Origin of the sequence: Chitinibacter sp. GC72 (assembly GCF_009760905.1) — a bacterium.
Taxonomy (GTDB): Bacteria; Pseudomonadota; Gammaproteobacteria; order Burkholderiales; family Chitinibacteraceae; genus Chitinibacter.
Window position 1 is genome coordinate 235,516 of record NZ_VIRW01000004.1, and the last position, 13,736, is coordinate 249,251.

Here is a 13,736-nt window from a genome sequence, read left to right on the forward strand (position 1 = left end):
ATGGTTCAAGCCACTGCCAGCCACTTGCTCGTGAGCACCGAAGCACAATGTATCGCTCTGAAAGAGCAAATTGCCGCTGGTGCAGATTTTGCCGCCGTCGCTAAAGAGCATTCAAGCTGCCCATCGGGTGCCCAAGGCGGTGCTTTGGGCTCGTTTGGCCCGGGCATGATGGTGCCGGAATTCGACAAAGTCGTTTTCAGCGCGCCACTGAACGAAGTGCAAGGCCCGGTGAAAACGCAATTTGGCTACCACTTGCTGGTGGTAACTAGCCGCGGCTAATGGGGTGGGTCCGTCTGCCTCTGCTGCAGATGGATCATCAAACGAATGGGTATTGCTTTGTAGCGCTTGCTGGGTAAGTGCTGCAGAGCGATACCCATAGTTCATTCTAGTCCCAGCCAACGCGCCACTGCGTTTCGTCGGCCAGCGCGCTCCAGTGCAGCGTGAAATGGCGCTTGCTCAGCACTGCTTCCAGCGTTACTTGCTCGATTTTTTGTGCGTCGTCGGGATTGACTGTCACTTGCACGACGATGAAATGCTTTTCACGATGTTGCGGCACCACAGCGGTCCATTTGCTATGGAGCAGTTTTTTCGGGTGCCAGCTGCGTTGGGGCATGGTGATCTCCTTGCTATCCGGTTTAGCCATCCACCGGCTGCTGCGGTGTGCTCAGGATTTTCTGATAAAAAACCAGATCGAGCCAGCGACCGAATTTGAAACCCACCTGCGGGAGTATACCGCTGTAGGCAAATCCCAGCTTCTCATGCAGGGCAATACTACCTTTATTGTCGGCATCGATTGCGCCGACCAGTACATGCTTGCCTTGTGCTTGTGCCGCGTCGATCAGATGGCGCAAGAGTGCTTCGCCCAGCCCGCGGCCACGATGGCTTTGCTCGACATACACTGCGTGTTCGACGGTGTATTTGTAGGCTGGAAAAGCGCGAAATGGCCCGTAGCTGGCAAAACCCATCAGCACGCCTTGCTCGTTTTCCAGTCCGAGTACCGGAAAACCACCGGCCTGTTTGGCGGCAAACCAGTCGGCCATATTGGCCATGGTGCGCGGCTGGTAGTCGTAGAGCGCGGTGGTGTGCACAATGGCGTCGTTGAAAATCGCCAAAATGGCGGCGGCGTGACGATCAAACTGGCATTGGACTAAAAGCATGGCGGTGTATGGCTTGGAAGTGGGTCAGAAACCGTGCCGGGCGTCGCCCGACAAGATGAAACCGATCTTACCTGCTTTGCTGGCTGCTGGTTTAAAAGCCGTCTTTTTTATGTCCCGACAGAATGCGCGTCCAGAGCCGGGCGCGCTCAGCGCTGTCTTCTACTGGCTCGAGCCAGATCAGCTTGTCTTTGGCATGCGCAGTGTCCGATTCCTGCAAGGTATTGGCCAGCCCTTGTTGCTCGACCAGCTGGCGGCTCATTTCCTTGCCCAGTGTGAAATTGATCCAGGCGTGCGCTAGCGGCAGGTTTTCCGCGCCGGGCAGAATGGCCCAGCAGTCCAGCCAGGCCAGCGCGCCTTCTCTGGGGATGACATAGTCGATGTCGGCGCCGGCTTTTTTCAGCAAGCTGACCTGCTGGCTGCCGTAGTTGGCGTAGATCAGCGCAATCGGCGTGTCTTTGAAAATCTCGACCACTTCTTCCGGGGTTTTATAAAAGCGGTACACATTGCGCCGCAAATCAACCAGCTTGCTGACGGACTTGAAGGTTTGCTCGCGGCTGAGTCGGAACGGGTTGCGATAGCCCAGCTGCATGGCGGCAATGCTGAAATTGTGCGCACTGCCATCAAACGCCAGCACCTGATTTTTATACGCCGGATTCCATAGCTCATTGATCGACTGCGGTGGTTTTTTCACCAGCTTGCGGTTGTAAATCAGCCCCATTTCCGAATAAGTGTAGGGTACGGCGTAACGGCTATTGTTGCGGCTGAGCACCGGGATATTCCGGAAGCGGCTTAGCTGTTTTTTACCATTCGGAATCTGCTTCATATCGATTGCTACGGTCAGCGCCTGATCGATCAGCTGCTGCAGTACTGCGGTATTGAGCGCCACTACGTCGAAATTGCGCCCATGATTGCGGTTGACTCGTTGCCACAGCTCATCGTCGTCGTCGACATAACTGATTTCGACTTTCACATCGTGCTGCTTTTCAAACAGCCTGACCTGTTCGGGCTCGGCGTAGCCCGGCCAGGCCAGCACCCGTAGTACGTCCTGCCCCGCTGCCGGCCATGCCGCCAGCAAGGTCAGGCTGGCGAAAAAAAGCTTGGTGATCGCTGCATATTTTTTCATGATGAGCTTGATTTCATGTGGGTCTTAGGCAAACAAATTATTCGTAAGCCCTTAGATTACAAATAATTTGCAGTGTAGTACGAAAGCTGCGGCGTGCACTACTTTTGGGCGAGACGGCCTTGACGAGCGCTAAAACCTCGCCCACGCGCTGGCTGGCCGTTTTACAATACGGTCCTTGAACTGATAAACCGATAAAGAGCTGCATGATGAAAAAAACCTCGCTGGATCGTATTTTGCAAAGTCAGGGCTTTGGCTCGCGCAAAGGGTGTCGCGACCTGATTGAAGAAGGCGAGGTGAAGGTCAATGGCGAGCTGATCACCAAATGGAAAACCGAGTTTGATCCGGCCGGATTGCAATTTACCGTGTTTGACGAGGAGTGGGAGTACCGCGAAAAAGTCTATCTGGTGCTCAATAAACCCAGCGGCTACGAGTGCTCGCGCAAGCCCACGCACCACCCGGCGGTGCTGACGCTGCTACCGGAAAACATGGAGTGGCGCGATGTGCAGCCGGTGGGGCGGCTTGATCACGACACCACCGGCATGCTGCTGCTATCGGACGATGGCGCGTTTATTTACGCGCAAAGCTCGCCCAAGCGGCATCAGCCTAAAACCTATCTGGCGACCACCGCCGAGCCCGTCACCGACAAACTGGTCACCGATCTGCTCGCCGGGGTGAAGCTGATCGACGAAGATGAGCCAATCGCTGCGGTTTCAGCGGTGAAACGCGGCGATCATCAGATTGAAATCGTGCTCGAACAAGGCAAATATCATCAGGTCAAACGCATGCTGGCCGCCGCTGGCAACCATTGCGCGGCGCTGAGCCGCACCGCGATTGGCGATTTGCAACTGGCCGATCTGAATCTGGACATCGGCGAATGGCGTTTTCTGACCGACGCCGAGCTGGCGGTACTCAATAAGCAATAGGTCTGTTGGGTATTGCCATGTATGCATTTCCTGTCAATATCTGCATGGCAATACCCCTATTGATTGGCCAGCACTTTGCGCAGGTAAAGCTTGCCTTCCAGACCTGGGCCGTATACATCGGGGACGATGCCGGTCGGCATAAAACCATTTTTGCCATAGAACGCAATCACGTCAAAATCGGCCGGATAGGTCGATAAATACACGCAATACACCTGCTGGCCGCGCAAGGCAGCCTCAAGCTGCAGCAAGAGTTGCGAGCCGATGCCCTGTTTTTGACGCTCGGGAGCGACGGCAAGCTGGGTAATTTCGGCGCTTTGCCAGCCGCCACACAAATCGGCAGGGCGCGGCTCGATCAGTACCGAGATGATGCCGATCGGTTCGCCCTGTTCGCCCACTGCGCCAAAAAATTGCGCGCCGCAATAGAACAAGCGGTCGATTTTGGTGATTAGCCATCGACTATGTTCGGGCTTATTGCCGTCATACAGAGTGAATTCGGCGTGCCCCAAGAGGGGCAGAAAAGGGCGGATTGCCGCCAAATCAGGGAGTTGTTCAATCTGTGCCATTGTGATTAGGGTCTTTTCAATTGAAGTTGGCCGATTGTGCCAGCGGATGGCAGGCATTGAACAAATATGTCGCAGAGGCTTGATCCGCATCATTCAATGCCATTTGGCGACTGTTTTTACCGTATAATCGCGAACGATTTTCCCTATCTATTTCAGGAAGTTTTGCAATGTCTGATTCCGCTCATAAAGCCTGGTCCGGTCGTTTTAACGAGCCCGTGTCCGAGCTGGTAAAACGCTATACCGCATCGGTGTTTTTCGATAACCGCATGGCGGAAGTAGACATTCAGGGCTCGCTGGCGCACGCCGGTATGCTCAATCAGGTAGGGGTGCTGTCCGACGATGATCTGCGCGCGATTCAGGGCGGCATGGCCGATATTCTGGATGATATCCGTGCTGGCCGTTTCGAATGGAGTCTGGATCTCGAAGACGTGCACATGAATATCGAGCGCCGCCTGACCGATAAAATCGGCGATGCGGGCAAACGCTTGCATACTGGCCGTTCGCGTAACGATCAGGTCGCGACGGATATCCGCCTGTATTTGCGTGGCGCAATTGATGTGCTGCTGGGGCTGGTGCGCGAGTTGCAGCATTCGCTGCTGGATCTGGCTGAGCGCAACGCCAGCACGGTGATGCCCGGCTTTACGCATTTGCAAGTGGCACAGCCGGTGACGTTTGGCCACCATATGCTGGCCTACGTTGAAATGCTCGGTCGCGATGCCGAGCGTCTGATCGACACACGCAAACGGGTCAACCGTATGCCTTTGGGCTCGGCGGCGCTGGCCGGCACCACTTTTCCGATTGATCGCAGTATTACCGCCAAATTGCTGGGTTTTGAAGGCATTTGTGAAAACTCGCTTGACGCCGTGTCAGACCGTGATTTTGCGATTGAATTTACCGCCGCAGGCGCGCTGGTCATGACGCATTTGTCGCGCCTGTCGGAAGAATTGATCCTGTGGATGAGCCCGCGCTACGGCTTTATCGATATTGCCGACCGTTTCTGCACCGGCTCTTCGATCATGCCGCAAAAGAAAAACCCGGACGTACCTGAATTGGTTCGTGGCAAAACCGGTCGTGTGAATGGTCATCTGGTCGCGCTGCTGACTTTGATGAAAGGCCAGCCATTGGCGTACAACAAGGACAATCAGGAAGACAAGGAAGGCCTGTTTGACACCGTCGACACGCTGACCGACACATTGCGGATTTACGCCGACATGATGCGCGGCATCACCGTGAAACCGGAAGCGATGGAACGCGCCGCCAAGCAAGGCTTTGCCACGGCGACTGATTTGGCCGATTACCTGGTGAAACGCGGCCTGCCATTCCGCGATGCGCACGAAGCGGTGGCGCTGGCTGTGCGTTACGCCGAAGAGAAGAAAAAAGATCTGGCCGATCTGACGCTGGTCGAGCTTAAATCCTTCTCGGCGCTGATCGAAGCCGACGTGCAAGCCGTGCTGACTTTGCAAGGCTCGCTGGATGCGCGCAACCATGTGGGCGGCACTGCGCCATTCCAGGTGCTGGTGCAAATCGCCAAGTGGCGCGAGCGTCTGGGCGGCTAAACAGAGCCGCTGATTCGCCCCCGCAACCCCGGCTTAAGCCGGGGTTTTTCGTTGCTGGCGCAGCGTGCCTGCCCTCGCTATAGTCAAGTATGCTTTTTCCGGCGTTCGAGGTGCATCATGCAGACCAGCCCAGCTGCGCAGCCACCGTCCTTGCTGGCGCTGCGGCGCTTGCAACGGCATTTTGTTGTGTTGCTGCTGGCGGTGTTGACGCCAGCGCTGCTGGCGCTGTGGTGGTATCAGCATTACGCCGAATCGGTAGAGGAATCGCGCCTGCTGGCGTCTGCCGAATCGCATGTTTTGCAGCAGCAACTGGCTTTCGAGCAGGTGCTGCAGGTGGCGACCAATCATCTGCAAAGGCTGGCGCTGCAAATGGGCGATTCGATGTCACGCCCAGAGCTGGGTCTGGATCCCGGTGCCTGGCAATCGCTGGAAAAATACGGTGCTCGCCGCCTGGGTAGTGGTGCCTTGATTGATGCCCAGCTTGACCCATGGTGGCAGGCGCGCTTTGGCCAATTGTTTGTTGCGCCCCGCGCGCTCAAGCAGCCTGATCTGGAGCGGGAAATCCGCGCGTCGATGGCGCTGTTTCCAGCCATGTATGCCGCTCATCAGGCGCACCCGTATTTTCAATGGTCGTATTTCTATTCGCCCCGCGAAGATTTTTCCAGCATTTACCCTTTTGTTGCCGAGCGCGATATTTTGCAAGCCACGGGCACGCAGGATATTGATGCCATGCTGAAGGTGATTTTTGACGCAGGCGGCACGACGCCGGTGCAGATGATGTCGCCCAATCGCAATCCGCAGCGCGAAAGCCGCTGGACGGCGCCTTACTATGATGCCGGTGGCAAAGGGGCCATGGTCAGCCTGCTGCGTCCCCTGTATTTGCAAGACCAGTTTGCCGGGGTGCTGGGGACGGATGTTACCTTGCGCATGTTTGCCGAGGTATTGCATAAGGAAGGTGGCGAGCTGGGGCATGCGCTGGTGCTCAACTCGCTGGGTCATGTGCTGGCCGATGACGCCGGGCAGGTGTTGGAGAGCAAAGATATTCTGAAGGCCGATCAGGTGCTGCCCGCTGCCATGCTGCAATTGCCGCTCTCGCAGCTACTCAAAGACAAAAGCTCTTTGCAATCGAACGGGCAGTGGCGCTGGCGGGTGCTCCCTTTGCGCGGCAGCCAATGGTATTTGTTGGTGTATTTTTCCGAGCTGGAGCTGGCACAGGCCAAGGCGCGTCAGGTGATCAATACGCCGCTGATTCTGCTGGGCTTGCTGGCAGTGTTGCTGATGGCCATCTGGGCAATATCCTATCTGTTTGCTGTGCCGGCGCTCAGGCTGGTTGATTTTCTGAATCATTTGCAGGGCAATCCGCAGTCGGCTTTGCCCAGCGTCCCCAAGGTCTGGCAATCCTCGTTTAGCCAGGTGGCGGCCACGGCGAAAGAGCGTGCCGACTATCTGGCCGAGCTGGAAGGGCATTCCGAAAGCCTGGAGCAGACGGTGAATCTGCGCACGCGCGAGCTATTGCAAGCCAACGATGTATTGCGGCAGACGATAGAGCAGCTCAAGGCCACGCAAAAGATGCTGGTTGAATCGGAAAAAATGGCTGCGCTGGGCTCGCTGGTGGCTGGAGTTGCGCACGAGCTCAATACCCCGATTGGTGTGAGCGTGACAATGGGCTCCACATTGCAGGAAAAAAACCGCGAGCTGGCGCAGGAAATCACTGCGCAAACCTTGCGCAAGGCCGCGCTGGCCGATTATGTCGAGGTGGCCGAGCAGGGCTTGCAAATTCTGATGCGTAATCTGGAGCAGGCCGCACAGCTGGTCAGCAGCTTTAAGCAGGTGGCGGTGGACCAGACCAGCGATCAGCGGCGGCAGTTTGATCTGGCCCAGCTGGTGCAGCAGGTCATGCAAACCATGGGCGTACTCTATGGCAACGACCGCCTGCAGGCGCGTCTGCCCGAGGGGCTGGTGCTGGATAGTTTTCCGGGCGCGCTGGTGCAGGTGCTGAACAATCTGATCTCAAACGCTGAAATTCATGCTTTTGACGGCGTGGCCGATGGTCAGGTGATGATCGAGGCCGATGTGCTGGATGGCGAGAGGGTGCGTTTGCGGGTGCGCGACAATGGGGTCGGGATCAAGCCCGAGCATCTGTCGCATATTTTCGAGCCTTTCTTTACCACCAAACTGGGGCATGGCGGCTCGGGACTGGGGCTCAATATTGTTTACAACATTGTGCACTCGGTACTGGGCGGCGAGATCGAGGCGCAGAGTGTGCCGGGGCAGGGCGCAAGCTTTACGCTAATTCTGCCGCTACGCGCGCCCGAGAGCCTGCCTGCAGAATAATTCACCGCAACTGTTGAGCCAGCACAGCCTGACACCGCGCCGGGCGGCAACACGGCGCGATTTAAACTCGGTTAAAATGGCGCTTTTCCCTCTTGAGCTGTGCTGATGTTAACCTGGCGCTGGTATGCCTTTGCCGATTTTGACGCGCAAACCCTGTTTGCCTATCTGCGTTTGCGGCAGAACGTGTTTATTGTCGAGCAAGCTTGCGTTTATCCCGATATTGACGAGCTGGACCTGGTTTCCACCCATTTGCTTGGCTGGCAAGATGGTCAGATCGCCGCCTGCCTGCGTTTGGTGCCACCCGGGCTGAAATTTGCCGAACCTTCAATCGGTCGCGTGATTACTGCGCCGCAAGCACGAGGTACGGGGGTAGGGCATATGCTGATGGAGCTTGGTTTGCAAGGTGCTGCAGAGCAATACCCTGGGCATAAAAATCATATCGGCGCGCAAGCGCATTTGCAGGCTTTTTATGCCGCGCACGGTTTTGTGACGGTGAGCGAACCGTACATTGAGGACGGTATTGCCCACGTTGATATGCTCTGGCAGGCGAGCGCCGCCGATGTTTGAGCAACGCGACCAAATTCGAGCCTTGCGCGCCAGTATTCCGGCGTTTGACTGCATTCCCGGCTGCCATGATTGCTGTGGCCCGGTGCTCGCTTCCAGCGAGGAAGTTTCGCGCCTGCCGCGCAAAACGGCAGCGCAGCGCGAGCAGGCACTGGCCGATTACAACTGCGTCCATCTGGGGGAAAACGGCTGCACCGTCTACAGCGAGCGGCCGCTGATTTGCCGCTTGTTTGGCACCACGCCGCGTCTGCCATGCCCGCACGGGCGCGCACCGGCAGTGATGGTTGCGCCACAGATAGACCGGCAGATTGCCCGTTTCTTGATTGAAATCCGGCAAGTGCTGATCTGAGCCATCCGGCGTGTCCTGATGGACATGGATTTGCGACAAAACCTTACAGACAAGTCGATCACTTTTCGATATAAATTCGCCACCGCTCACCAGAAGGAAGCTCACTTTGAGCCAGTTTGAACGCTTGCGCGTTGGCCTGATTGCCTATGGCTACGCCGCCAAAACTTTTCATGCGCCGCTAATTGATGCCACACCGGGTCTGAAATTGACCGCCATTGCCAGCTCACGCCCGGCTGATGTGATTGCCGACTGGCCGGATATTGTCGTCAAAACCGAGCCCGACCGGCTGATTACTCACCCCGGCCTTGATCTGGTGGTGATTGCCACGCCCAACGATACGCATTATCCGCTGGCGCGCGCCGCGCTGGCGGCGGGCAAGCATGTGGTGATCGACAAACCGTTTACGCTCGATCTGCACGAAGCCGATGATTTGCTGCAGCGCGCCGAAGAGGCGGGCAAGATTTTGTCGGTGTTTCATAACCGCCGCTGGGATAGCGATTATCTGCATCTGAAAGCCCAGCTGGAGCAGGATGCGCTGGGGCGGGTGGTTGAGTTTAGCTCGCACTTCGATCGCTTTCGCCCGCAAGTGCGCACGCGCTGGCGCGAAGCCAATATTGCCGGAGCCGGCCTGTGGTACGACCTGGGGCCGCACCTGATCGACCAGACGCTGCAATTGTTCGGCCTGCCCGATGCCGTGAGCGCCGATCTGAATCTGCGCCGTGATGGCGCGCAAGCAGTGGACGATTTTCATGTGGTGCTGCACTACAAAACCATGCGCGCCATACTGGCCGCCAGCACGCTGGTGCACGGCGGTACGCCACGTTTTCTGGTGCAGGGCACCGAGGCGGCGTATTCGGTTGACGGGCTCGATATGCAGGAGGGTTGGCTCAAAGCCGGGTCACGCCCGGATCGGGCCGACTGGGGCGTTGATACCCGTTGCGCCACGCTGTATCGCTCGATCGACGATCAAATCAATACCGAGCAGCATGCCTTGCCACAAGGCAACTACGCCGCCTATTACGCCGCAATCCGTGACGCCATTCACGGCACCGCGCCCAACCCCGTCAGCGCCCGCGACGCCCGCGAGGTCATGCGCATCCTCGATCTGGCACGCCAGAGCAGCGCGGAAGGGCGAAAAATTGCGGTGATTTAAACGGTAAGGTTTGAAAATACCGCAGAATTTGTGCACAGGGATGCGGATAAACAGCGTGCACGAATCAGGATTCGCACACCCTACTTGACTATCTGAATTGCGACATGAAGCTAGTCTAAGCAATTGATTTTGTTGATTATAAAGTCGTATTGGAAATGTATGTGTGTTGATGCGGATGCATACACTTGAAGCCGATATAGAGTCCAAACAATTGCTTGCACATCGGAGTCGGTTGTTATGAGGTGATATGTGCCCATATTGGGAGCTTCATATGAACCAGTATTAAGCTGATGCATGTTCATATCTTCTTTGATGCGGGCAATAAAATAGGATCCCGCGACGTGAATGAAGTCCGGTCGTCTGCTTAATGGTATCTCAGGGTGTGTGACATAATATTCGTTTAGATGCATGAGCACGGTGTTAGGCGCAATGCCACTGGTGGCGTATACAATTTTCATCGGCCAATCATCATAATTTCTAAGCTTCAAAGAAGGATTGACTCGCCTTCCCAAGTCTCTTGTTGGTGGAATTGAGGCGAGTCCTCCAAGTGCATCAAAAAGCTCCGCTCGGTTTAGGGTTGATTTGACTGATACAACTCCAAGCGTACCTTCCACGGGTGAAAAGGATTTTCCCGAACCATCTTTGTTATGAAAATTGAAACTGGGTGTTGTGTCGGTGGTAATGATGATATCGAGTTGCTTCGATTCGGCACCATCCTGATCAAATAGAAAGCCGCCTAAGAACACATTGCATTTTGATGGAGCATGCTGTTTTAGAAACTCTGCATATGCAAGTTCGCGAGAGATTCCAATATCTGTTGTGTTAGCAAAGACGGAGGCAGCCTCGGCTTCGCCTCGTAGTACCTCTGCAACTTTTTTGTAATAATCACGAAGCCGATCAAAAAAATTTTGTGCCATGCGTTGTCGCCCAAATGTTTAGAAGTTGCGGAACGAGCTTCGCTGGACGCAATCAGTTGTGTTGCGTGCGCAAATCCTGATTTGCGCACGTGGGGATGTTGTTGATTGAAGCATATTGGCTTTATTCCATGCGAATTAGGGTGCGCAAATGCCTACGGAATTCTCACACCCTATCCCTGTCCACCTGCGCATTTGCCAGCAATTCCCTCACCAGCGCTGCATCGGTTTCGACGATGCTGTATTCGTCCTGCCCTGGTGCGCCCATTTTGACTGCCGGGTTGCGGTAAGTCATGCCGCTGGGGAAGGGGGCACGGCCTGAGCTGTGAAATTCGCTGCAGCCGGTTTGCCGTACCAGCTCGGCGATATTGTGGCCGCGTACGCCGGCGCCGGGCATCACGATCAGCCGCTCTCCTGCTTGTTGCTGCAATTGTTTCAGCAAGGCTGCGCCTTCCATTGCTGTGGCGGCCTGACCGCTGGAGAGTAGCCGCGTGCAGCCGGTGGCGATGATGTCTTCGAGTGCTTGCTGCGGATCGGCGGCAACGTCAAAGGCGCGGTGGAAAGTGACCGGCATGGTGCCTGCCAATTCAACTAGACGTTTTGTTCGGGGTATATCGATAGAGCCATTGCTGTTCAATAGTCCGATGACAATACCATCCACCCCTATCTTCTTGCACATCAGGACATCGCGTTCCATCACTTCGAATTCGACTTCGGAGTAAAGAAAGTCGCCGCCGCGCGGACGAATGATGGCGTTCAGGCCGATCCACAGCCGGTCGCGCGCTGCGGCGAGTGCGCCGTACGATGGTGTGGTGCCGCCTTCGAGCAGGTTGTCGCAAAACTCGACACGCTGCGCGCCGCCTTCTTGCGCGGCCAGGCAGGAAGTCACCGATCCGGCGCAGATTTCTAACACAATCTCATTGCTCATTTTGGATTTGATCTCCGTGCCTGATGGCGAAAAACATGTTCTGACGATCTTTGGGTATTGCCACGTAGATCAATTGGAATATGGCTTGTAGAGTAATACCCGTTTATTTCTGCTTGAATCAATAAAAAACGCCGCAAATATGCGGCGTTGTTGTGGGCTATGGCGATTTAAGCGGCTTTGCTTTGCATCTCGGCGTGCAGTGCGCCGTAAACACCGCGCAGCTGGCTGTTGAGTTCGGCAATTTGCTCGACCAGCTGGCGGCTCATTTCATCCAGTTCCTGGATACGGTCTTCCAGCGTGTCGGTCGCTTTGTGGATGCGTTTGATCGATTCCAGGCGGCGGCGCAGCTGCAATTGATGCTCGCGTACCTGCGTTTCCATCGGTGCCATCACAGCTTTAAGCCAATTTTCGACATCGCGGTTGGCCACTTCAAAGACATACACCACGCGGCTGGCGACGGTTTCAAAGAATTTATGCGTCAAGCGGCCGCGGCTGGTAGTGAGCAGATTGCCGACGGTGTTGAAATGCTCGCGGAAGGATTTTTCCAGCCGCGCCAGCTCTTTATGATATTTCAAGGTTGAGAACGGTGGCGGCGTGGCGGTACCCAGGCCGTGCTCTTCGCTGAATTTTTTATACATCGCGGCCATCATGGCCTGGATTTCGGCAACCTGTTCGGCTGATTTGGAAATCGAGCCATTCACGTCGACAAAGAATTTATCCATTGTGGCCGAGAGGCCGCCGTCGCCAAACGAGAACAGGCTGCGTTCCATCTGGTCACGAATGCGCTCGATTTCGGCTTTGAGCGCATCTTTGCCGAGCAGTGAAAACAGCTTGTTGGTCTGCTGCGTAAAGACTGAGCGCAGCGCCTGAAAGCGCACCAAACCTTGCTCGAATTGCTTTTTGTCGAGCTGGACTTTGTCCATCATCTGCACGATGACGTCCTGGTTTTTGCCGCGCAAGCCGGTCAGCTCGGTGAGCTGCTCTTTCACGCCATCCTGACGCGCCTGCAAAATGCCGCGCACGGCCGTCACCACATCTTCAACTTCGCTTTGCGTGGCGTCGCGCACGATGTCCTGTTTGCCTGGCAGCAGATCGTCCGACAGCGCTTTTTCCAGCGACATCAGGCGTGATTTGGTCAGCAGGTTTTCATCGTTCTGTACTTTGCCAACCAGCGCTTTTTGCGCCGAAACCGGATAAACCTGTGACGCGGGCATGGCCAGCAGTTCGGCGGTGGTTTTCACCTGCTTGACGATTTCGGCTTCGATTTCATCAGCCGACTTCAGATCGTCCCACAAACCGTCGATTTTGTTCAGTACGACCAGACGCCCACGTTTGCCGCTCTGGTTGCGCACAATATGATTGCGCCAGACTTCGATGTCCGATTTGGTCACGCCGGTGTCGGCGGCCAGAATAAACAGAATCGCGTGCGCGTTCGGCAGCAAATTCAGCGTCAATTCCGGCTCGGTACCGATGGCATTCAGACCCGGCGTATCCAGAATCACCAGACCTTGCTCAAGTAGCGGGTGCGGGAAATTGATGATGGCATGGCGCCAGCACGGAATTTCGACCTCGCCGTTGGCGTCGAGCGCAACGACCTGATCCGGGTCGCTTTCATCAAACAGGCCAAATTTTTTGGCTGTCTCGACATTCACGCGCTGGGTGCGGCCGATTTCCTTGAAGGCTTCCTGCATCGAATCGGCGTCATCAATATCCAGCGCAATATTGTGCCATTCGTCCTGATAGCGGCGATATTCAACGGTGGTGACGTTGTCGGCGCGGGTTTCAATCGGTAGCAATTGCAGGCACGGTGCTTTGCTCGCATCGTGCAAGAGCTCGGTCGGACACATGGTGGTGCGGCCAGCGCTCGATGGCAGAATGCGTTTGCCATAATGGGCAAAGAAAATGGCATTGATCAGCTCGGATTTGCCGCGCGAGAACTCGGCAACAAAGGCGATATTGAGTTTGTCTTCTTTCAGACGCTCAATCATGCCGGCAATGCGCAAGGCGGTTTGCGAATCGTTCAGATCCTGATCATTCAGCCAGCGCGAGAGCTGGGCTATCGAATGCGTCAGATTGCCACGCCAGGCGCTGTAGGCCTGAAAGTTGGCGACCAAGTGATCGTTTGCTGCCACTTCCTGTTGATGCAGGTAATCGGTACTCATCTCGTCCCCT

Annotated in this window: 14 protein-coding genes; 7 read left to right on the plus strand and 7 right to left on the minus strand. The window is 55.8% G+C overall.

All coding sequences use genetic code 11. The features are described 5' to 3' along the window. A complete protein-coding gene (locus FLS37_RS06015) occupies positions 1–279 on the plus strand; it encodes a peptidylprolyl isomerase (RefSeq protein WP_157315046.1) in 279 nt (92 codons plus the stop codon). A 106-nt stretch (positions 280–385) separates the two neighbouring features. Here the strand turns inward: FLS37_RS06015 and FLS37_RS06020 are convergent, their stop codons facing one another. The 3 genes from FLS37_RS06020 to FLS37_RS06030 all read right to left on the minus strand — a co-directional run bounded on the left by FLS37_RS06020 (position 386) and on the right by FLS37_RS06030 (position 2,280). Then, positions 386–613 carry a TIGR02450 family Trp-rich protein gene (locus tag FLS37_RS06020; RefSeq protein ID WP_157315047.1) on the minus strand — a complete coding sequence of 76 codons (228 nt, stop codon included), beginning with the start codon at positions 611–613 and terminating at the stop codon, positions 386–388. A gap of 22 nt (positions 614–635) precedes the next feature. Then, positions 636–1,157: a GNAT family N-acetyltransferase gene (locus FLS37_RS06025; RefSeq protein WP_157315048.1), complete on the minus strand. Its 522-nt coding sequence runs from the start codon at positions 1,155–1,157 to the stop codon at positions 636–638. 91 nt (positions 1,158–1,248) lie between these two features. Next, a complete protein-coding gene (locus FLS37_RS06030) occupies positions 1,249–2,280 on the minus strand; it encodes an extracellular solute-binding protein (protein WP_157315049.1) in 1,032 nt (343 codons plus the stop codon). A 203-nt stretch (positions 2,281–2,483) separates the two neighbouring features. On the opposite strand from FLS37_RS06030, the gene FLS37_RS06035 reads away from it, so the two are divergent. Then, a complete protein-coding gene (locus FLS37_RS06035) occupies positions 2,484–3,203 on the plus strand; it encodes a pseudouridine synthase (protein WP_232522512.1) in 720 nt (239 codons plus the stop codon). Positions 3,204–3,259: 56 nt separating this feature from the next. Here FLS37_RS06035 and FLS37_RS06040 read toward each other — a convergent pair whose 3' ends face one another. Then, on the minus strand, positions 3,260–3,766 hold the full coding sequence (locus tag FLS37_RS06040; RefSeq protein ID WP_157315050.1) for a GNAT family N-acetyltransferase: 507 nt from the start codon (positions 3,764–3,766) through the stop codon (positions 3,260–3,262). A 167-nt stretch (positions 3,767–3,933) separates the two neighbouring features. Between FLS37_RS06040 and argH the strand changes: the two genes are divergently transcribed. From argH to FLS37_RS06065, 5 genes are all read left to right on the plus strand, one after another. Then, complete coding sequence (argH, locus tag FLS37_RS06045) at positions 3,934–5,322, plus strand: argininosuccinate lyase (protein ID WP_157315051.1); 1,389 nt, start codon at positions 3,934–3,936, stop codon at positions 5,320–5,322. A 117-nt stretch (positions 5,323–5,439) separates the two neighbouring features. Beyond that, the gene (locus FLS37_RS06050) at positions 5,440–7,656 is read left to right on the plus strand and encodes an ATP-binding protein (RefSeq protein WP_157315052.1); all 2,217 of its coding nucleotides are present in this window, start codon (positions 5,440–5,442) and stop codon (positions 7,654–7,656) included. Between the two features lie 105 nt (positions 7,657–7,761). Further along, positions 7,762–8,223, plus strand: coding sequence for a GNAT family N-acetyltransferase (locus tag FLS37_RS06055; protein ID WP_157315053.1), 462 nt, complete (start codon positions 7,762–7,764; stop codon positions 8,221–8,223). Beyond that, positions 8,216–8,569, plus strand: a complete 354-nt coding sequence (locus tag FLS37_RS06060; protein WP_157315054.1) for a YkgJ family cysteine cluster protein — start codon at positions 8,216–8,218, stop codon at positions 8,567–8,569. The genes FLS37_RS06055 and FLS37_RS06060 overlap by 8 nt, the downstream gene beginning before the upstream one ends. Positions 8,570–8,675: 106 nt before the next feature. Continuing rightward, the gene (locus tag FLS37_RS06065) at positions 8,676–9,722 is read left to right on the plus strand and encodes an oxidoreductase (protein ID WP_157315055.1); all 1,047 of its coding nucleotides are present in this window, start codon (positions 8,676–8,678) and stop codon (positions 9,720–9,722) included. Between the two features lie 110 nt (positions 9,723–9,832). Here FLS37_RS06065 and FLS37_RS06070 read toward each other — a convergent pair whose 3' ends face one another. From FLS37_RS06070 to FLS37_RS06080, 3 genes are all read right to left on the minus strand, one after another. After that, the gene (locus tag FLS37_RS06070) at positions 9,833–10,639 is read right to left on the minus strand and encodes a DUF6602 domain-containing protein (RefSeq protein ID WP_157315056.1); all 807 of its coding nucleotides are present in this window, start codon (positions 10,637–10,639) and stop codon (positions 9,833–9,835) included. Positions 10,640–10,802: 163 nt separating this feature from the next. After that, positions 10,803–11,564, minus strand: a complete 762-nt coding sequence (locus FLS37_RS06075; protein ID WP_157315057.1) for a copper homeostasis protein CutC — start codon at positions 11,562–11,564, stop codon at positions 10,803–10,805. A 167-nt stretch (positions 11,565–11,731) separates the two neighbouring features. Next, positions 11,732–13,726 carry a dynamin family protein gene (locus tag FLS37_RS06080; RefSeq protein WP_157315058.1) on the minus strand — a complete coding sequence of 665 codons (1,995 nt, stop codon included), beginning with the start codon at positions 13,724–13,726 and terminating at the stop codon, positions 11,732–11,734. Positions 13,727–13,736: the final 10 nt, after the last annotated feature.